This window comes from Archangium violaceum, from assembly GCF_016887565.1.
Classification (GTDB): domain Bacteria; phylum Myxococcota; class Myxococcia; order Myxococcales; family Myxococcaceae; genus Archangium; species Archangium violaceum_B.
On sequence record NZ_CP069396.1, the window covers coordinates 11,924,537 to 11,943,459 of the forward strand.

18 protein-coding genes are annotated in these 18,923 nt (G+C 69.8%); 9 read left to right on the forward strand and 9 right to left on the reverse strand.

From position 1 onward, the window contains the following. Positions 1-25: 25 nt before the first annotated feature. Complete coding sequence (locus tag JRI60_RS47560) at positions 26-601, forward strand: hypothetical protein (protein ID WP_204222710.1); 576 nt, start codon at positions 26-28, stop codon at positions 599-601. Between the two features lie 3 nt (positions 602-604). Here the strand turns inward: JRI60_RS47560 and JRI60_RS47565 are convergent, their stop codons facing one another. Further along, the gene (locus JRI60_RS47565; protein ID WP_204222711.1) at positions 605-2,881 is read right to left on the reverse strand and encodes a CHASE domain-containing protein; all 2,277 of its coding nucleotides are present in this window, start codon (positions 2,879-2,881) and stop codon (positions 605-607) included. A 183-nt stretch (positions 2,882-3,064) separates the two neighbouring features. Between JRI60_RS47565 and JRI60_RS47570 the strand changes: the two genes are divergently transcribed. Continuing rightward, complete coding sequence (locus tag JRI60_RS47570; RefSeq protein ID WP_204222712.1) at positions 3,065-7,057, forward strand: protein kinase domain-containing protein; 3,993 nt, start codon at positions 3,065-3,067, stop codon at positions 7,055-7,057. 9 nt (positions 7,058-7,066) lie between these two features. Here the strand turns inward: JRI60_RS47570 and JRI60_RS47575 are convergent, their stop codons facing one another. Beyond that, positions 7,067-7,867: a DUF5995 family protein gene (locus tag JRI60_RS47575; protein ID WP_204222713.1), complete on the reverse strand. Its 801-nt coding sequence runs from the start codon at positions 7,865-7,867 to the stop codon at positions 7,067-7,069. A 505-nt stretch (positions 7,868-8,372) separates the two neighbouring features. Here JRI60_RS47575 and JRI60_RS47580 point away from each other — a divergent pair. Together JRI60_RS47580 and JRI60_RS47585 are read left to right on the forward strand one after the other, a co-directional pair. Then, positions 8,373-8,921: a hypothetical protein gene (locus JRI60_RS47580; protein WP_204222714.1), complete on the forward strand. Its 549-nt coding sequence runs from the start codon at positions 8,373-8,375 to the stop codon at positions 8,919-8,921. 81 nt (positions 8,922-9,002) lie between these two features. Continuing rightward, the gene (locus JRI60_RS47585; RefSeq protein ID WP_204222715.1) at positions 9,003-9,875 is read left to right on the forward strand and encodes a hypothetical protein; all 873 of its coding nucleotides are present in this window, start codon (positions 9,003-9,005) and stop codon (positions 9,873-9,875) included. 16 nt (positions 9,876-9,891) lie between these two features. Here JRI60_RS47585 and JRI60_RS47590 read toward each other — a convergent pair whose 3' ends face one another. From JRI60_RS47590 to JRI60_RS54880, 3 genes are all read right to left on the reverse strand, one after another. Continuing rightward, positions 9,892-10,446, reverse strand: coding sequence for a DUF2062 domain-containing protein (locus tag JRI60_RS47590; RefSeq protein WP_204222716.1), 555 nt, complete (start codon positions 10,444-10,446; stop codon positions 9,892-9,894). 120 nt (positions 10,447-10,566) lie between these two features. Then, entirely contained in the window at positions 10,567-11,031 is a 465-nt protein-coding gene (locus JRI60_RS47595) for a hypothetical protein (RefSeq protein ID WP_204222717.1), read from the reverse strand. 84 nt (positions 11,032-11,115) lie between these two features. Next, complete coding sequence (locus JRI60_RS54880) at positions 11,116-12,333, reverse strand: metallophosphoesterase (RefSeq protein ID WP_430384425.1); 1,218 nt, start codon at positions 12,331-12,333, stop codon at positions 11,116-11,118. 185 nt (positions 12,334-12,518) lie between these two features. Here JRI60_RS54880 and JRI60_RS47605 point away from each other — a divergent pair, with 185 nt between their 5' ends. Continuing rightward, positions 12,519-13,070, forward strand: coding sequence for a hypothetical protein (locus JRI60_RS47605; protein ID WP_204222718.1), 552 nt, complete (start codon positions 12,519-12,521; stop codon positions 13,068-13,070). On the opposite strand, the gene JRI60_RS47610 is transcribed toward JRI60_RS47605, so the two are convergent. Next, on the reverse strand, positions 13,067-13,687 hold the full coding sequence (locus tag JRI60_RS47610; protein WP_204222719.1) for a TetR/AcrR family transcriptional regulator: 621 nt from the start codon (positions 13,685-13,687) through the stop codon (positions 13,067-13,069). The two genes, JRI60_RS47605 and JRI60_RS47610, sit on opposite strands and share 4 nt — an antisense overlap. 122 nt (positions 13,688-13,809) lie before the next feature. Here JRI60_RS47610 and JRI60_RS47615 point away from each other — a divergent pair, with 122 nt between their 5' ends. Beyond that, positions 13,810-14,829, forward strand: a complete 1,020-nt coding sequence (locus JRI60_RS47615; protein ID WP_204222720.1) for an aromatic ring-hydroxylating oxygenase subunit alpha — start codon at positions 13,810-13,812, stop codon at positions 14,827-14,829. Between the two features lie 48 nt (positions 14,830-14,877). On the opposite strand, the gene JRI60_RS47620 is transcribed toward JRI60_RS47615, so the two are convergent. Further along, positions 14,878-15,381: a hypothetical protein gene (locus tag JRI60_RS47620; protein ID WP_204222721.1), complete on the reverse strand. Its 504-nt coding sequence runs from the start codon at positions 15,379-15,381 to the stop codon at positions 14,878-14,880. A 261-nt stretch (positions 15,382-15,642) separates the two neighbouring features. Here JRI60_RS47620 and JRI60_RS47625 point away from each other — a divergent pair, with 261 nt between their 5' ends. Further along, complete coding sequence (locus JRI60_RS47625; protein ID WP_204222722.1) at positions 15,643-16,152, forward strand: hypothetical protein; 510 nt, start codon at positions 15,643-15,645, stop codon at positions 16,150-16,152. Here JRI60_RS47625 and JRI60_RS47630 read toward each other — a convergent pair. Next, a complete protein-coding gene (locus JRI60_RS47630; protein ID WP_204222723.1) occupies positions 16,149-16,955 on the reverse strand; it encodes a class I SAM-dependent methyltransferase in 807 nt (268 codons plus the stop codon). The genes JRI60_RS47625 and JRI60_RS47630 overlap by 4 nt on opposite strands. A 76-nt stretch (positions 16,956-17,031) precedes the next feature. Here JRI60_RS47630 and JRI60_RS47635 point away from each other — a divergent pair, with 76 nt between their 5' ends. Next, a complete protein-coding gene (locus tag JRI60_RS47635) occupies positions 17,032-18,327 on the forward strand; it encodes a citrate/2-methylcitrate synthase (protein ID WP_204222724.1) in 1,296 nt (431 codons plus the stop codon). Between the two features lie 21 nt (positions 18,328-18,348). Here the strand turns inward: JRI60_RS47635 and JRI60_RS47640 are convergent, their stop codons facing one another. Next, entirely contained in the window at positions 18,349-18,723 is a 375-nt protein-coding gene (locus JRI60_RS47640) for a hypothetical protein (protein ID WP_204222725.1), read from the reverse strand. A gap of 4 nt (positions 18,724-18,727) precedes the next feature. Between JRI60_RS47640 and JRI60_RS47645 the strand changes: the two genes are divergently transcribed. Continuing rightward, positions 18,728-18,922 (forward strand): hypothetical protein, encoded by a 195-nt coding sequence (locus tag JRI60_RS47645; RefSeq protein ID WP_204222726.1) that lies wholly within the window; start codon positions 18,728-18,730, stop codon positions 18,920-18,922. The last annotated feature ends 1 nt before the right edge of the window (position 18,923 follow it).

Consider the following 18,923-nt stretch of genomic DNA (forward strand, 5'->3'; position numbering starts at 1 on the left):
TGACACCCGGAAGGAACTCCACGACATGCGAACCCCCGTGCTCATCGCGACGCTGGCCCTCGGCTGCGCGGCCGCCTCCCCCGCCGAGGCCCACAAGCCCTCCACCCCGGAGGCCTCCGCTCCCGCGGCGCGCCCCGCCACTCCCGCGCCCAAGGCGGACCGGAAGGCGGAGCCCTGGAATGGAGGCAAGGCCCGGCCTCCCTTCACCCTGCGCGCCACCCCTCATGGCACCGTGAAGGCGCAGACGCCGCTCACCCTCGTGGCCACCATCGTCCCGGAGCAGACCTGCACCTCGCTGAGCACGCGCGTGCGCGGCGCGGAGGGGGTCGTGGTGCAGGGCACCGAGAAGCAGCACCCCACCTGCGAGCCGGGTCAGCCGGCCATCCACGAGGTCACCGTGACGGTGCCCCCGGGCGTCTCCGGCCATGCCGTCGTGGACGTGCGGATGGAGGTGCAGGGCCGCGTCTACGAGTCCTCGCAGTCCATCCCCCTGAGCGCCGAGGGCGCGTCCCAGTCGAGCAAGCCGCAGCCGGGCACGGTGGAGCGGGACGAGAGCGGAGGAAAGGTCATCATCCTCCGCCCCTCGAAGAAGGAGCAGTAGCCGCTACCCGCGAAAGGAGCCCTCGGAGCGCCCGTCCGCGGCCCGCCCCGGTCGCGGCCTCGAGGGCCTCTCCGCGTCCGCCACCAGCGCGCGCACCGTGTCGAGCTCCACCGGCTTGACGAGGTGGGTATCGAAGCCCGCCTCGTGCGAGCGCTGGCGGTCCGAAGCCTGCCCATAACCGGTGAGCGCCACCAGCATCAGGTCCGCGCCCCCCGGCCGCTGCCTCATCCGGCGCGCCACCTCGTACCCGTCCATCCCCGGCAGGCCGATGTCGAGGAACACCACGTCGGGGTCCACGCCGCCCACGAGCTCCAGTGCCGCCGGGCCGTCGTGCACCACCGTCACCTGGTGCCCGTCCAGCTCCAGCACCTCGCCGAGCAGCTCCGCGGCGTCCACGTTGTCGTCCACCACGAGCACGCGGCGGCGCGCGGAGGGCATCTCCCGCTCGGGCCGCGCGTCCTCGGGCTCCACCGGTACCCGCGCCTCGGGCAGCAGCGGCAGTCGCACCGTGAAGACGCTGCCCCGGCCCACCCCCTCGCTCGCCGCCTCCACGCGCCCGCCGTGCATCTCCACCAATTGCTTCACCAGGGTCAGCCCCAGGCCCAGTCCGCCCTGCGCCCGGTCCAGTGTGCGCGCCACCTGCATGAAGGGCTCGAAGAGGTGCGGCAGCGCCTCGGCGGGAATCCCCATCCCCGTGTCCTCCACCCGCACCACCGCCTCGCCTCCCTCACGCGCCAGTGACAGGGTGATGCGGCCACCGCGCTCCGAGTACTTGGCCGCGTTGTGCAGCAGGTTGGTGAACACCTGCTCCAGACGCACCGGGTCCGCCTCCGTCCACACCGGCACCAGCGGCAGCCGCGCGCTCAGGGTGTGCGCCCGGGACTCGGAGAAGGGCCGCGCCGCTTCCAGCGCACGCCCCACCGCGGCCACCAGCTCCACCGGGCGCTTCTGCAGCTGAATCTTCCCCCGCGTCACACGCGACACGTCGAGCAGGTCATCCACCAGCCGCCGCATGTGGTGCACCTGGCGCTCCACCACGTCCCGCTCCCGGCCGATGTCCTGCCCCTCCTCCAGCTTGCGCTCCATGAGCTGCACGGCGGTGAGCACCGGGGCCAGGGGGTTGCGCAGCTCGTGGGCGAGCATGGCCAGGAAGTCGTCCTTGCGCCGGTCCGCCTCGCGCAACTGCTCCTCCACGCGCGCCCGCTCGCCGAGAGCCACCCGCAGCCCGTCCGCGCTCCGCTCCGCCTCTCGACGCGCGCGCACCTGCGCGAGCGACATGAAGAAGAACGCCAGGCTCACCAGCACGCCCGCCATCGACACGGGCAGCACCAGTCGCCCCGCGGCCGTCTCGGTGAAGACGGGCAGCGAGGCGAAGGTCAGCGTCCAGGGACGCCCCGCCACGGTGAGCCGGGTGGTGGTGGTGAACATGGGCGCGTCCGGCAGGGGCCTCGCGCCGGACGAGCGGTGCAACAGGTTCTCTGGGTCCACCGCCGGGCCGTCGTAGAGCTCGAAGGCCACGCGCGGCTGCCGCTCGGTACCGAAGATGCCGCGCAGCAGGTCACCCGCGCGGAAGGGGCTGTAGACGAAGCCGACGAGCTCCTCGCGCCGTCCCTCCACCGTGGCCGGCACGCGGCCGCCGCGGTAGACGGGCAGGTACAGCAGGAAGCCCGCCTGCTTCTCCTCGTGAATCTCCTGCTTGAGCGTCACCTTGGCGGTGAGGGCGGGCCGCCCCGTGTCCCGAGCCCGCGCCATGGCCTCCCGGCGGGTGGGCTCGGAGTACATGTTGTAGCCCATGGCCGCCTGGTTCCTCGCGTCGCGCGGCTCCAGGAAGACGATGGAGTGGAGCTCGTCCCCTGGAACCTCCGGCCACACGTGGAAGTCCGGCTGAGCCCCCTTCGTCCGAGCCCAGTGCTCCACTTCGGGACGCTCCTGGGGCGAGAAGCGGCGGGAGAAGCCGATGCCCTGGATGCCCGGGTATTGGATCTGCACCCGCAGGAGCTGGACGAACTCGGAGAACTCGGTTGGCGTCACGTCGTGCTGGGTGGCGAACAGGCCCTCGGTGCCCTCGAGCAGCGCGACATAGGTATCCAGCCGGCGCTGGATGCGGTCGGACGCCGCCTGCACCAGGTTCTCGAAGCGCGCCTCGTCCCTTGCCCGCACGTTGGCCTTCAGCAGCAGGCTCACACCGCACGTGAGCAGCAGGGACAGGGCGAACACGGCCCAGGGCATGAGGTGGCGAGGGAGCCGGCGCAGGACGGGATGGCGAAGGAGTTTCTTCACGAGTGGGCGAGTGGAGAACGCACCAGCGGAGCCCTCTCCATCCTCGCCCGCTGGTGAACGCCCCTCTGCCCTCCCGGGCGGTCTCGTTGCTCGCGCTCCAGGGGGTCCCTAGCTTGTTCGGGTCGGGTCGCTTGGGACGGCACACCGACGTGGGCTGCCCGGTGGGGAGGACTGGGGGATGTCATGCCAGACAACACCGGTCGGAACGAAGGCAGAGATTCCCTGGACATCGGGTTCGAGGACTCGGACTTCGGCGACGAGCTGGCGCGGGCCGTCGCCGGTGGCCCCTCCCTGTTGCGCCTCCCGACGCAGGGCGAGCAGTTGGGAGGACCGGACGGCCGTCGCTTCCAGATTCTCGAGCAGCTGGGCGGCGGCTCCATGGGCCGGGTGTTCCGTGCCTGGGACACGCGGCTGAGACGCGAGGTGGCGCTCAAGTTCCTGCTCCCCCGCTCCCACCTGGGGGATGAGGAGCTCGCCTCGATGCTGCAGCAGGAGGCCCGTGCCATCGCGCAGCTCGCCCACGCCAACATCGTCCGCCTCTTCGACACCTCCGAGTGGACCGGCGCACCCTGGGAGCCGCGCATCCCCTTCCTCATCATGGAGTGTCTGGAGGGAGAGTCGCTCTCGTCGGTGCTGCGGCGGGAACAGCGGTTGGAGCCCCGGCGCGCCCTGGAGATCATGTCTGGCATCGCCGACGGGCTGGCCCACGCCCACGAGCACCACGTCATCCACCGCGACATGAAGCCGAGCAATGTCTTCCTCACCCGGCAGGGTGAGGTGAAGCTGCTCGATTTCGGCCTGGCATGGTTGCTGGAAGAGGGGGCCGCTCCAGGCTTCCTCGACCTGCCCAGCGCTGGCACGCCGGCCTACATGGCGCCAGAACAGTGGCGGAGCGAGCACCAGGACGAGCGCACCGACATCTGGTCCGCCGGAGTCGTGCTGTACGAGATGCTCACCGGCACCCTCCCCTACCCGACCACCACCATCCCCGAGTTGCGTGCGCGGGTGCTCTCCGACGAGCCCATCCCACCCGCGCGCGAGCACCGCCCGGAGCTGCCCCGGGAGGTGGAGCCCCTGCTGGCCACGCTGCTGGCCAAGGCCCCCGAGCGGCGCTACCAGACGGCGCAGGAGCTCGTGGAGGAGCTGCGCGAGCTGACCGAGCGGCTCGGCTACCACGGAAGGAGACCGCGCACCGTGGCCGCCGAGCGCCGGCAGGTGACGCTCGTGTCCTGTCAGTTGAGCGGACTGGCCGGGCTGGCGGAAGCGCTGGACACCGAGGGGATGGGCGAGTTGGAGGATGCCTTCCAACAGCGATGCGCGGAGCTCGTCCAGCTGCGGGGCGGCTCCATCGCCCTGTACCTCGGTGACGAGGTGCTGGCCTGCTTCGGCTACCCGGTGGCGCGCGAGGAGGACTCGGAGCACGCCGTCCAGGTGGGACTGGTCCTGGTGCGGGACATCCCCGCGTTCCTTCAGCGTAAGCTGCCGCAACTGCCTCCGGGCGTCCTGGCCCCGCGGGTGGGCATCCACACGGACCAGATGACGCTGGGCGAGCATCCCCGGGAGCAGGGAGGCCAGGCGCTGCTCCTCCAGGGCGAGGCCCCGAAGGTGGCCACCTGGCTGGCGGAGCAGGCCGAGCCCCACACCGTCGTCCTCAGCGAGGCCACCTGGGAGCTGGTGCGCGCGACGTTCGAGACCGAGGCGCTCGGGTCCCGCCCCTACCGGGGCCTCTCGGGACCGCGGCCCCTGGGCCTCCACCGGGTGCTGCGCGAGCGGCCGACGACGTTCCGCTTCGAGCGGGCACTCGCCGCCGCCGGAGGCCTCACCCCACTGGTGGGGCGGGAGGACGAGCTGCGGCGGCTCCTCGCGTGCTGGAACGAGGCCCTGCGGGGAAAGGGCTCCTTCGTCCTCGTCAGCGGAGAGGCGGGCCTCGGCAAATCCCGGCTCATCCAGGAGCTGCACCAGCGGATGGGTGAGGAGCCGCGTGAGCACTTCCAGGCCCAGTGCTGGCCCCAGTCGAGCACCAGCGCCTTCCACCCCGCCATCGAGGTGCTGCGGCGCCTGTTCCCCTCGCGCGAGCTGTCACGGCTGGAGCCAGGCCTGTCCCCCGAACACACCTCGCTCCTCGTCCAGCTCCTCTCACAGCCCCTTCCCGAGGGACTCCCCGCTCCCCAGCTCTCGCCGGAGTGGCGCAAGGAGCGCACCCTCGAGGCCATCGCGGCACTGCTGGCGCGCGTGGCCCGTGAGCGGCCGGTGCTCGGCGTGGTGGAGGATCTGCACTGGGCGGACCCCTCCACGCTGGAGCTGCTCGGCTACCTCCTGGAGCGGGTGGAGAAGGAGCGCGTCCTCTTCGTCCTCAGCGCCCGGCCCGACTTCCACCCCACCTGGCCCCGCCGCCCCTGGATGCACACGCTCACGCTGGAGCGGCTGCCACCGGAGCTCACCGCGGCCCTGGTGCGCGAGTCCGCCCACGGCCATGCGCTGCCTCCGGCGCTGGTCGAACAGCTCGTGGCCCGGACGGACGGCGTCCCCCTCTTCGTGGAGGAGATGACGCGCATGGTGCTGGAGCATGGGACGCCCGGCTCCATCCCCATCACCCTCAACGAGCTGCTGCTGGCGAGGTTGGACCTGCTGCCCTCCCGGCAGAAGGCGCTGGCCCAGTCCTGCGCGGCGCTCGGGCGAGGCTTCTCGCACGCGCTGCTGACCGCGCTGACGCGGCAGAGGCAGAGTCCCGCCTCGCTGCGGCGCGATCTGGAAGGCCTGGTGGCCGCCGGGGTGCTGCAACCCCGCACCGAGGGCGACGGGCCCGGCTACCAGTTCCGCCATGCCCTCCTGCAGGACGCGGCGTGGCGCTCCCTGCCGCTCGGAGCGCGCCGGCGGCTCCACCAGCGCATCACCCAGGCCCTGCTGGAGCAGTCCCCCGAGGTGGCGGAGGCACAACCGGAGCTGCTCGCCCACCACTTCACCGAGGCCGGCGAGTACGCCCGGGCCCTGCCGTACTGGGAGCGGGCGGGACACGGCGCCAGCCTGCGCTCGGCCAACCAGGAGGCGGTGAGCCACTTCCGGCAGGCACTGCGGATGCTGCGCCTGTTGCCCGAGGAGCCGCGACGGCGCGAGCAGGAGCTGCGGCTGCTCATCGCCCTGGGGACGCCGCTGGCCCAGGTGCAGGGCTACCGCTCGGAGGAGGTGGAGCGGACGTACACGCGGGCGCGCGAGCTCATCCACCAGGTGGGCGAGGCGCTGCCGCGGCTGCGGCTGTCGTACTTCGGGCTCTTCGCCTACTTCTTCTCGCGGGCGGAGTACACGCTGGCGCACGAGCTCGCCGAGCAGCTCGTGGCCCGGGGCGAGCGCCACCAGGATGGGGAGCTGCTCGCCCTGGGGCACCGGATGATGGCGGTGGACTGCTTCATCTGGGGACACATGCCCGCGGCGCTGAAGCACGTGGAGAAGACACTGGCGTGCTCGGAGCTGCCGCTCGAGGAACAGCGGGCCATGGCCGAGACGCAGTGGATCAACCCACGCGCCACGGCGCTGGCCATCGGGGCGATGGTGCACTCGGTGCTCGGCCGGGAGGAGGAGGCGCGCCAGTACAGCCGGGAGGCGCTGGAGCTGGCGCGGCGCATCGGCCACGCGCACACATCCGCCAGCGTGCTGACGTACCTGGCCGTGGCCTGCCAGCTGCGGGGCGAGGCGGAGTGCGCCATGGAGTGGTCCGAGGAGGCCATCTCGCTCTCCAACGAGCACGGGTTCCGCGCCTGGAGGGTCTGGTCCACGCTCATCCGCATCTGGGCCCTGTCGGAGACGGGGGACACGAAGGGAAGACTGGCGCTCATGCGCGAGGCCATGCGGGGCTGGGAGGAACCGGGCATCCGCGCCGGCCAGCGGCACCACGACCTCGGACTGCTGGCGGGCCTGTACCTCAAGCTGGGGCAGCCCCGCGAGGCGCTGGAGCTCACCACCGAGGGGCTGGAGCGGGCCAAGAAGTCGGGAGAGCACTTCTACGAGGCCGAGCTGCACCGGCTGCGCGGAGAGGCCCTGCGGGCGCTCGGCCACGAGCCGGAGGCACGCGAGTGCTTCCTGCGCGCCGTGAAGGTGGCCCGGGAGCAGGGGGCCTCCGCCTTCGAGCGGCGGGCCCTGCACGAGCTGGGAGTGCTCCCTTCGGAACAGCCCCCGGCGTAGCGGCACTCTCTAATGAGGCATCTGGAGGCGGTGGCCCATGCGCCCCATGGCGTGGATGGCTCCGACCCCGTCCGGCTGGAACCTGCCCTGGAAGTTCTTCCGGCACAGCAGACCGTCCATGCCATACACCAGCTTGTTCATCCAGCTGCCGTCGATGATGAACTCGGCCACCTGCTGGGCCTCCCATTCGAGCCGCAGCCGCACCTTCTCGAGCTCGTCCGGGCCCTTCGCCGACAGCAACCCGAGCACGTTGCACCAGACGCGGTCCCGGTAGTACCGCAGCCCCGTGCTGGTGAGCAGCTCGTCGAACTTGCCCAGGACGCCGCTGAACAGGCGCATGCCTCCGCCGAACTCGCGCCCGAGGATGTCTTGAATCTTCGGGTTGCAGCGCACGAGGACGTTGTTCATCTGGTCATGGTCGAACTTCCGCCGGGCCATGAGCTCCGCGTCCCGATGCTCTCCCGCCTTCCGGATGAATTCGTGGACGCCATTGGCCAGGTCGAAGTTGATGTGGGCATTGATGCCGAGCACCATGTTCTGGAGGACACTCCAGGCATGAGGGCTGGCGGCCCGTTCCATGGCGATCTTCCAGGCCTTGCACGCCGGCTTCTCCAGGGACTGGAAGTAGAGCTGGGCGAACCGGCCGGCGAGCCGATCGACCCACTCGGGGTCGAAGAAGATGGGCTGCTCGAAGTCCTCGTTGCCGCCATGGACCGAGGCGTTCACCTGGGTCGTCATGACGTAGTAGGCGCGCAGGAAGATGGCCCGCTTGTCCCCGGTGGCGTAGAACTCCCGGAGCTTCTTTCGCATGCAGACGAGCGCCTCGTCCGTATTCCGGGGCCGGTGCATGCGCGCGTCGCATTCGGCGCCACATAGCGGCGACGCGGTATGGATATCCGCCATATCGACTCTCCCTCTCAGTGCTTCACACCCGAGACGGTTGGAGAGGAAGAGAGCCGGATGTGACGCGGGAGGGCCTGGCCCGTCCGCTCGCTCCCCCATGTGGGCTGCCAGGGGAGCGAGGGCGCGGTGGCTCAGTCGCGGCGGTACATGGTCATCACACAGGCGCCGTGGTCGCTGAAGCTGGAGTGCAGGTCCGTGGTCATCGGCTGTGTATGCCCCCTCTCCCCCTGGGAGAGGGCTGGGGTGAGGGTGAAACACCGCTTCCCCATCCCGCGAGTACCACTCGGGAGCAACAGGGAATCAGAAACCCGGTCCTCGCGCGCGATGGAAGAGGGCTCCATCCCGTTCCCATCCTGAAACCCAAGGAAGGTCCGCACACGGGCCTACCGGACATCGGGACCAGGGGGAAGGCATGCAGGGGAAATGGACGAGGATGGCGCTGTTCACGGTGTTCGCGGCGATGGGAGTGGCGGGCTGCGGTGGCCCCCTGGAGGAGGAGTTCCCCTTCGACGAGCAGGAGGAGCTGACGCAGGACGAGGCGGGAGAGGTGAGCGCGCTCGAGCAGGACAAGCCGCCGTGCAAGAACGTGAAGGCGAGCCCGAAGCTGCTGTGGCCACCGAACCACAAGTTCCACACGGTCACGCTGAGCGGGAAGGACGGGTACGGCGAGAAGTTCAAGGTGACGATCAAGAAGGTGACGCAGGACGAGCCGCTGAACGGCCAAGGCGACGGCAACACCGAGCCGGACGCGAAGTGGGTCGACGACTACAAGGACCGGGTGAAGCTGAGGGCGGAGCGCAGCGGGCAGGGAGACGGACGCGTGTATCGGATCACCTTCACGGCGAAGGACAGCAAGGGCAAGACGTGCACGGGCACGGTGTTCGTGGGAGTGCCGCATGATCAGGGCGGCCACTCGACGCCGGTCGACTCCGGGTACATCTACGACTCGTTCGGGTACTGACGAGGGGAGCATTGCCCGGGAAAAAGGCTCACGGGTCCAACGCGGTGACCGGCGGCCATGCCCGCCAGCAAGAGGTCACCCATGGACGACGTGCAGCGGCTGAAGGATCTGAAGAAGGACCCCTCGCTCTTCGACCAGGGGCCCCACGGGAGCTGCGGATTCGCTGGCACGCTGATGGGCCTGCTGATCCATGACCCCTCGAAAGTCGACGACCTCTACAAGACGATCTCCCAGGGCAGCGAATACCTGGGTGTGAAGGAGTCGGTCGAGGTCAAGAACCGGCTCAAGAAGCGGTTGGACGCGGGGGTGATCAATGACCAGGCCAATAACTTCCTCGACGTCCGCATGTCCCTGGGGCTCATGATCATCCTCAAGGAGTACCTCCGGGAGAAGAAGCAGGACCAGATCTGGGAGGATTGCCGGAAGTACTCCTTGAACTTCAAGGACTACCAGCAGAATCCCTGGGTGTACGGGGACAAGCTCAAGGACCTGCAGCAGAACGCCCTCAACGTGCCGGACTTCGCCTACAAGCACGGAGACCTGGCGCTCACCATTCCGGCCATGGAGGCCCTGCTGGGCATGGTGGGCTTCAAGTCCATCAGCACCACCAGCCTGGTCAGCAATGAGGACGTGGTGAGGTCCGGGAAGAACCTGAGGATGTTGTTCCTGAACCAGTCGCTCAAGGACAACCTCAAGAAGGTCGTGAACAAGGTCGACGATGGAACCTACGCGGGGGCGATGGTGGGGGTGGCCTACAAGCCCTTCATCGGACAGGCGGTGCACAAGCCCCACCAGTACATCGGTCACTGGGTCTACCTGCCCAAGCCGATCAGGTTCCCCCCCGTGGATGTCGCCAGGAACGTGGTCTGGACCTGGGGCAAGCAGCTCAACCTCAACGACCTGCTCAAGGAAGACATGGTCCCGAAGGCCGTGGTGACCTTCGAGAAGCAATAGGCCGACGTGTGACGCCTTACACCTCGGGAGCCGGACGCATGGCCCGGGACTGGCGGCGCGCCCGGCGCTCCTCGCGGCGCTCGTGCTGGCGGACCACCATGCCATAGGTGATGCGGTAGCCCACCCACGCCGTGGGCACGCCCAACAGCACGCCCCCGATGACCAGACCGAGCATCACCTCGAGCGCACCGGGGCCGGAGAAGGAGAACGTGCTCAGGTCGAAGGCCGCGGCCTCGACCCCGGCCTGCTGCTGCGAGGCCGGCAGGAGGCGGTGCGCGATGGGACGGCCGACGAGGTAGCAGAGCCCATAGACGGGGGCGGCCGTCACGGGGTTGTTGAGCCACACGCCCGTGGCGGCGGCGACGCGCGAGAGCTGGAAGTGCGTCACCCGGCGGAGCACCTCGGCGACGAACAGGGCCAAGGGCAGCTGCAGTCCCATGATGGGCAGCAGGGCGATGAACAGTCCGAGCGCCATGCCAGCGGCGATCTCCTCCGGGGCACCCGCGCCACGCAGGATGCTCACATGGGCACGCCGGAGCTTCTTCTTCGCGACCTTCCACCACGACGACACGGGCCACCACTCTTCTTCAGGCCGAACTCTTCGGAACCAGCGCCAGGATAATGCGAAGCGGGCGCGTCCGCAGGACGACGTGGCGAGGGACCGGGCCCGGCCGCCCGCCCGCCCGCGAATTCATATGGCGTGCAACGAACTCGGGAAGGGGCGGAACCCGAGCGCGGCCTCCACGAAGGCGCGCAGCTCGCCCGCCGCCCAGGGCGTGGCCAGGGCGAAGTGGATGATGCTGGACTGGCTGAGGGTGGAGGCCTCCTCGGGCCGGAACTTCCTGGACAGGAGGATGCGAGGGCCCGGGTAGTCCCGCTCCACCAGGGCGGAGAGGAAGTCCGCCGCCCCCTTCGCGTCCGCGAGCCCCAGGTCGACGATGATGGCGGTGGGCGCCGGCTCGAGGTCGAGCAGGGGCAGGGCCAGGGCGAAGGTGTTCGCGGGGAGCAGCTCGAAGCCCGGGGAGAGCTCCCGCCGGGCGGTATCGCGCAGGCCGGCGTCATCCGCCACGAAGAGGACCCGGATGATTCCGGAGACACCCCGACCCTGGGGGCGTCCATCGCCCTGCGACTTTCGGGAAGGAGGCTCGGGAGGCACGAAGCCAGCGTAACGCCGGGAAAGAACGCGGGGCAACGCATTGCGTCTCACCGCGACCGATAGTGAACCTCGCGCGCACCCGCTCTACGCACTCACGAGGGTCAGCTCGGTGATTTCGGGCGCGGGGCCCAGGCGCAGCGGGGGGCCCCAGTAGCCGGTACCCCGGTGGGTGTAGACGCGCACGCCCGCGATGGTGGCCATCCCCTGGATGACGGGCTGCTGCAGCTTCACGAAGGCCATGAAGGGGAACATCTGACCCCCGTGGGTGTGACCGGAGAGTTGCAGGTCCACGCCCAGGCCCCTGGCCAGCAGGGCCGCGCGAGGCTGGTGCGCGAGCAGCAGACGCGGCACGCCCTGCGGCGCCCCCGCGAGCGCCACGTCCGGCCGGCACGCATGCGCCGGATCCATCCTCCCGCCCTCGAGGTCCGTCACCCCCGCCACCGTCAGGCGCGCGCCGTCCCGCCCCACCACCCGGTGCGTGTTGTTCAGCACCGTCAGCCCCAGCCGCGCCACCTCGGCGCACCAGGCCGCGCCCCCGTGGTAGTACTCGTGGTTGCCCGTGACGTAGTACACGCCCAGCGGCGCGCGCAGGCCCGCCAGCGGCGCCACCTCGTCCCGCAGCCGCGTGACGGAGCCGTCCACCAGGTCCCCCGTCACCGCCACCACGTCCGGCTTCAGCGCGTTCACCTGCTCCACCACCCGCCGCATGAAGCTCCGGTCCAGCGTGGGGCCGATGTGGATGTCCGAGATCTGCACCACCTTCATTCCCGACAGCCCCGCGCCCAGCCCCACCACCGGCACCGTCACCCGCTCCACGCGCGCCGGAGCCCGCGCCGTGCGGAAGGCGAACAGCATGGCCGGCACCACCACGCCCACCACCCCCAGCGCCTTGTCCCGCGCCAGCACCCCCGCCTCGGGTGCCGAGCCCGCCAGCCGCCACACCCAGCCCACCACGTCCGCCGCCACCGTGGCCGTCAGCAGCAGCCCGAAGGCCCCCATCCACAGCATGCCGCCCCAGTGCAGCACCTGCTCCAACCACGAGGGCCGCATCCGCGTGGACACCATGGCCGCTGGAATGGACACGAAGCCAAGCCCCAGCACCGCCCACCCCAGGGCCGCCCAAGGCTGCGCGAACCCCGGCTCGGCGACGAGCCGCACCCCGAGGTAGTAGTGCAGCGCGGCCACCAGGCCCATCATCGTCATCAACATCAGGATGCCCCGCAGGATGAGACTGGCGGGAACCCGGCCCGGGCGGTCGCTCCGCCGCGGCTCCACGCTCGTACCGTTGGACGGGGAAGACACCTCCACGGAAGGCTCCTTGCTTCGCCAGGAAGGCCCCGGCGCACTCGGTCTGGCCGGAGACAATAACGACCACCCCCTCGACCCGCCCGGCAACCGGGCGGGGGCACCCCCTTCCAGAGCCTCCCCCACGAGCGGCCGGGCGGGGGGCCGTCACAGGGGGGCCCCTCCGTCCTTATTCTTCCGGCATGAGGCGCTCATACGCGAAGCGAATCGGTTCAGCGCTCGGGACGGCCGCCCTGCTCTGCCTGGGGACGGCGGCGGCCCAGGGCGGTGTCCAGTACCTCTACCTGCGCACGCCCAACGCGGCCATCACCGCACGGGTCACCGAGGACAGTGTCATCGGCCCCGACCTGCAGCTCGCCCGCGACGGGAAGACGCTGCGCGGCAGGGCGTTCGGCCGGACGGTGTTCCTCGGCCTCAACGGGCAGGAGCTGGGCGGTACCGTGGGCAGCGAGCTGACCCGGTTGAGCTTCGAGCACAAGGGCAACGAGATAGAGGCGACGGGCAGCTTCCATGGCGACATCGCCCGGATGAACATCACCCCGGAGCGCTTCACCGCCACGGTGGGCCCGTGCAGCTATGACCTGAAGTCCACCCGGGACGGGGGCTACATGGGTTCGCGCTCGTGTGGAGGCTCGCCGGAGCGGCCCGTCCTGCTCGCGATTCCTCCCGCGCTCGCGCAGCAGGGCCCGGCGATGACGCTGGCCACGCTCGGCCTCATCCTGGGCGTCGACTAGGGGGCGTAGGCGCGCAGGAACGTCTCCAGGTGGTCCTCCAGGAAGCGCTCCACGTCCAGCGGCCGGCACTTCGCGCCCGAGAGCTGCACCTGGTGCAGCAGACCGAGCACCACCGGACACACCAGCTCCAGCGCGGCGTGGCGCACGTCGCAGCGCCGCAGCTCCCCGTCCGCGATGTGGCGCGACAGCCGCGCCTCCGCTGATTGGAGCGTGGGCTCCAGCAACTCCTGCACGTACACCGGCCCCAGCGTCTGGTGGCCCACGCTCGCGGTGAGGCCGAAGGCGTGCACCGCGCCCACGCCCAGGCGCCAGCCCGTGAGGAGCTCTTGGAGGAACCACTGGAGCGACTCGCGCACCGGGCCGCGGGGCTCGGTGGCCGCGGCGAGCAGGTACGGCAGACCGCGCCGGTGCATGTCCGCCATCACCTCCGACAGCAGCGCCTCGCGCGAGCCGAAGTAGTGGCGCAGCGTGGCCACGCTCACCCCGGCCACCTCCGCGAGCTCCCGGAAGCTCGCCTGGGCCCCGTCTGGCGCGAGCAGGCGCACGCGGACCGCCTCCAGCAGGCGCTCCCGCTCCTTCTCGTAGTCCGCGTTGCGGCTCCCCTTCACCCGGGCCATGCGCCTTGAATAACCCGCATGGAGTAGGAAATCCATCCGCTTCCAGCCCTTCCCCACCCTCCTCCGCACTTCGACTTGAAATTAAGTAAACCAACCTGGATATTCTATCCCAGGAGAGGAACATGCGGGAGGAACTCATGCTGGACGGTTTCGCCGACGAGGGCTTCGCGGACGTGTGGACGCCGGTGGCCATGTCTCGCGAGGTGGGCAGGGAGCCGTACGGGCTGACGGTGGCGTCGGAGCGCGTCGTGCTGTTCCGGGACAACCAGGGACGGGTGCAGGCGCTGCATGACCGCTGTCCGCACCGGGGAGTGAAGCTGTCGCTGGGGAAGGTGGGGAAGGACGGGTGCCTGGAGTGCCCCTTCCACGGGTGGCGCTTCGACTCGAGCGGAGCGTGCACGCACATTCCGCTCAATCCCATGCCCGAGGAGAAGCGCCAGCGCTTCGCCGCCACGACCTTTCCAGTGCGCGAGCGCGGGGGCCTCATCTGGCTCTACACGCGACCGGGCGCCGAGGCCCCGGACGAGCCGGCGGTGCCCCCGGTGATGGAGCAGGAGGGAATCCACGTGTGGCACTACGCCGAGACGTGGAACGCGCACTGGACGCGGGCGATGGAGAACATGCTGGACTCGCCGCACCTGCCCTTCGTGCACCGGCGCACCATCGGCGGGCCACTGTGGCGGCGGATGAAGCCGGACTCGAAGATGGAGATGGAGGTGCATCCCTCGCCCACGGGCTTCCGCACCTCGTGGAGCCTGGACGGGGTAGCGAGCGCGGCGGGCCTGGAGTGGCTGCGGCCCAATGGCATGGCGATGCACGTCCCCATCCCCAACCGCATCATGCGCCTGCACATGTACTGCGTGCCGGTCGATGCGACGCACACGCGGATGATGTTGGTGAGCACGCGCGACTTCCTGAAGTTCCAGCCGCTGGCGGCCGTGCTCGACCGCTACAACAAGCGCATCCTGCGCGAGGATCAGGCCGTGGTGGAGTCGAGCGATCCAATCGAGGCGCCGCCAGTCTCCGAGGAGCGCAGCGTGGCGACGGATCGGGCCACCCTGGCCTTCCGGCGCTGGTACCTGGAGCGCAAGAAGCGGGGCCCGAGAGCAATCTCCGTCAACGAGGCCCCCCTCGCGAGTTGAGCATGCACCCTCTCCCCCTGGGAGAGGGCGGGGGGTGAGGGTCGTCGCTCAGCGGCCGTCATCCCCCCCGCGCTCCAGCGAATCCCGGTTGCGAGGCGCGAAAAACCGCTCGCGCAGCAGCCGTGGCAGGGCGCGCTTCTCCACGCACAGGAGATGAAGCGCGTCGTTCCACTCCCCGAGCACGGCGACGGCGCGCACATCCGGGGCCTCGCGATAAAGACTGTTGAGGTTGTGCACGAGGGCCCAGAGGTCCTCCACCTCCCAGCGCTCGGACACCTCGCCGGCGAGGATGTGAAGCTCCAGGACGGGGCGCTCGCGCACGTCGACGACCTTGAAGCGCCGCGCGGCACCGCCCATGGCGGAGGTCAGAGGGCCGACGAGCTCATCGGGCCGGACCCCGAAGGACACGGTGAGGCCGCCGGCGAGGAGGCCCGCGTCACACAGACGCAGGAGCGACACATGGGGAGGCTCCTCGGGGTTGAGAACCTCGCGAGCCGCCTCCCGATCCTTGAGAAGACGCGAGCGTTCGAGCGAATCGAGGAGGGAGGCCATGGGGCCTCACTCTACCTCGCCGTCCCAGTAGCCCACCTGGGCGGAGAGGGGCAGAGGCCTCGAGCGTGCGCGCGGCCTTGTTGCCGCCGGGAGCCGCGGAAGGAGAAGAGAAATCCAGTCCATACGGGGAGTGGTGGTAAACCTTGAATTACCCGGCCTGTCCGTGTATACAGACATTGGATTCCAGGTTGGGATCGCGCCTGGGGCCATGGCCCTTCCGGCCATTCACAGACAGTGGAACCAGCAGAGGGGGAGTAGACAATGAACTACCGTAATGCGTTTTCGGCGCTCGTCGTTGGGGGTCTCGTGGGCGGCTGGATGAACGTCGCCGTGGCGGCCGAGCCGGGTCGGAGCGCTGCTGACCAGAACATCGACGCGCAGGGCAACCCCGTGCGGATCGGGTCCGTGCAGCAGAGCGGGTTCTCGACCCTGGCCGCGTCGTCCCTGGCCTGTCTCGAGCTTCACACCGTCGGCGGCGGGACCTGGCAGATCCAGGCCATCATCGACCCGAACAGCTACCCCTTCAACATCATCGGGGGCAACATCAGCGGGACCATCTGCAACTCCCCGAACTGGGCGGTGACGGGTGGCACGCTGGGCAGCTCGGTGACCATCAACGCGAGCTACACGGGCACGGCCAGCTGCGCCGGCACCGCGTCGATCGTGGGCAGCTTCGCGGCCCCCGCGGCCTACTCCGGCACCTACGGCTTCAATGGCTCCTCCACCTCGTTCGGGCATCGGATCCTCTTCAAGGGCTGGGGTCCCTGCTAGGACTTCGCGAGTTGCTCCACCGCTGCTGGCCGGGTCGCGATGACGGCGAAGACGCGGTGGGGCACGGCGAGTGGATTCTGGGGAAAGCGCTCGGCGAGCAGTGAGCCGAGCGCGCCATCGAAGCGGGCCACCTGTTCCGGTGGGAGCGACGCCCCGATCTTGGCGCTGGCGCGGACACGACCGCGCCAGGCCTCGTGGGTGTAGGGGACAGCGAGGTCGAAGGAGAAGCTCTCCAGTTGGACGAAGCCCGCGACGGCGGCGTCCCTGAACCAGGCTGGATAGAGGCCGGAGCCATGTCCGAAGCGGACATAGGGCGGCACGGGTCCAGGGTTGGCCTCGTCGATGAGGGACTCGGTGGCTTCGATGACGTTGCCCGGCAGGGGCACCCAGTCGAAGTGCGCGATGACGAGCCTGCCCCCGGGGACGAGAAGCCGGGCGGCCTCACGGGCGGCGGCGTCGCGATCGAACCAGTGCCAGCACTGACCGGCGATGACGAGCTCCGCCGAGCCCGCGGGCAACCCGGTGTGCTCCGCGGGGGCGAGCCGGAAGTCGATGGAGAGCCCCTCCCTGGTGGCGAGCTGGCGGGCCCCGTCGAGCATGCTGGCGGAGATGTCCAGGGCGGTGACCTGGCAGCCGTACCTCGCGAGGCCTCGGGCCACAGTACCGGTGCCGGAGCCCAGGTCCACGGCGCGCAGCCCGGGCCGGAGGATGCCCTCGGCGGCGAGCCGCTGGAAGAAGCGCTCCGGGAATCCCGCCCGGTGCTTCACGTAGTCATCCGCCGTCCGTCCGAAGTCGATCTGCATGGTGGCCCGCTCCTCGCTGTCTCATGTCGACGAATCGTCGAGTCGAGTCGACAATGCGCCTCGGGAGACATGACGAATGGTTAAAGCGCGAGAGCCCCAGGCTCAATCTCGATTCGACAGTCGACACGAGGAGCTGGTGCCGGCGGCGGAGGCGGCGGCGCTGCTGGGCGTGAAGCGGGCGACGCTCTACACGTACGTGAGCCGGGGCCTGGTGCGCTGCGTGCCGGAGCCGGGGACGAAGGAGAACCGGTATGTCCGGGCGGACCTCGAGCGGTTGAAGACGCGCCATGACGCGCGAGCGGGACACACGGCGGTGGCGGCAGGAGCGCTGCGTTGGGGCGAGCCCGTCATCGACTCGGCGGTGTCGCGGATAGGGGCGGAGGGGCTGGCGTACCGGGGTCGACCGGCGGTGCTGCTCGCGATGGAGGGACGGAGCTTCGAGGACGTGGCGGAGCTGCTCTGGACGGGTGAGCTGCCCGCGCAGCCGGCGCGGTGGCCCTCGCCGGAGCTGCCCGTGCAGCCCTCGACGGTGGCGGGGTTGCTGCCGAAGCGCTCGCCGCCGCTGGTGGTGCTGTCGGCGGTGGTGCCCCTGCTGGGAGCCTGGGACGAGGTGCGCTTCTCGGCCCCGGTGGAGCAGGAGAAGCTGCGAGGGCAACGCCTGCTGCGGCACCTCGCGGCGTGGGTGTGCGCGGCGCAGGCGCCCTCGCGGGTGGCCCGGGCGCTGAAGGAGGAGACGGTGGCGGCCTCGCTGGCGGTGGCGTGGGGGGTGACGGGGAAGCAGGCGCCGGAGATGCTGGACCGGGCGCTGGTGCTGTGCGCGGACCATGAGTTGAACGTGTCCACCTTCGCGGCGCGGGTGACGGCGTCCTCGGGAGCGGACCTGTACGCATGCATGAGCGCGGCGTTGGCGGCGCTCTCGGGGCCGAAACACGGGGGCTCCTGTGACCGCATCGAGGCGCTGCTGCAGGAGGTAGGCAGGCCCGAGCGAGCACGCACGGTGGTGCACGAGCGGCTGCGGCGGGGCGAGTCGGTACCGGGCTTCGGACACCAGCTGTACCCGGAGGGAGATCCGCGCACGCCGCCATTGCTCGAGGCGGCGTATGCGTTCCGCCCGGAGCAGGTGGGCGTGCGGGTGCTGCGCGCGGTGGAGGAGACGATGCGAGAGGCGGGACACCCACCGCCCGCGGTGGACTTCGGGCTGGTGGCGCTGGCCTCGGCGCTGGAACTGCCAGCGGGAGCGGCGACAGCGCTGTTCGCGATGGGGCGCACCGCGGGCTGGGTCGCGCACGTGCTGGAGCAACGCGAACAGGGCCACCTGCTGCGCCCACGGGCCCGCTACGTGGGAGTACCCGTCACGCCCTCAGCGAGTTGAAGCAGAGGAAGCATGTCCAAGTCAGCTGCGGAAATCGCAAGCAAGGTTGCCGGTGCCTTCAATGAGCTCGGCCATATCGCTCGTGGACATTCTTTGGACGAAGCTCGCCGCAACCATGGCGACATCAGATTGAAGGAAATGTTGGGTGAATCCGCCCGGCTCTGCCTGGACTTCATCCAATCCGTTGAGCAGGGCTCCACCACGTTTCCTCGCCCAGCGGAAGCCAAGGCGGCACTCTCCCGGTTTCAGGAGCTGCTCTCCACTCTTGAGTTGGATGACGCGCAGGCATTGGACGAGCTCCAAGCATGTGCGCACCAGGTCTTCGACAGCCTGGGCATTCCACTGCCTGAATAAAGCCGTGGTGAAGGGATGGCAACCGTGCATGTTGAGGTCCATCCACATGCTCAACATCACGCTTGCTACCCAGATGCAGGCTCATCTCTGGTGCCATCTCCAAAACGGTGAAGTGCTCAACGCCTCTCGGCATCTCGGTATGGGTGATGGTACCTGGATCGTGGCTGGTCTTGAGGTCCGCAAGTATTCAACACCTCTCGGCATCCTGGCTTGGGGACAGCAGTGCGCATTCCCTCGTTGAT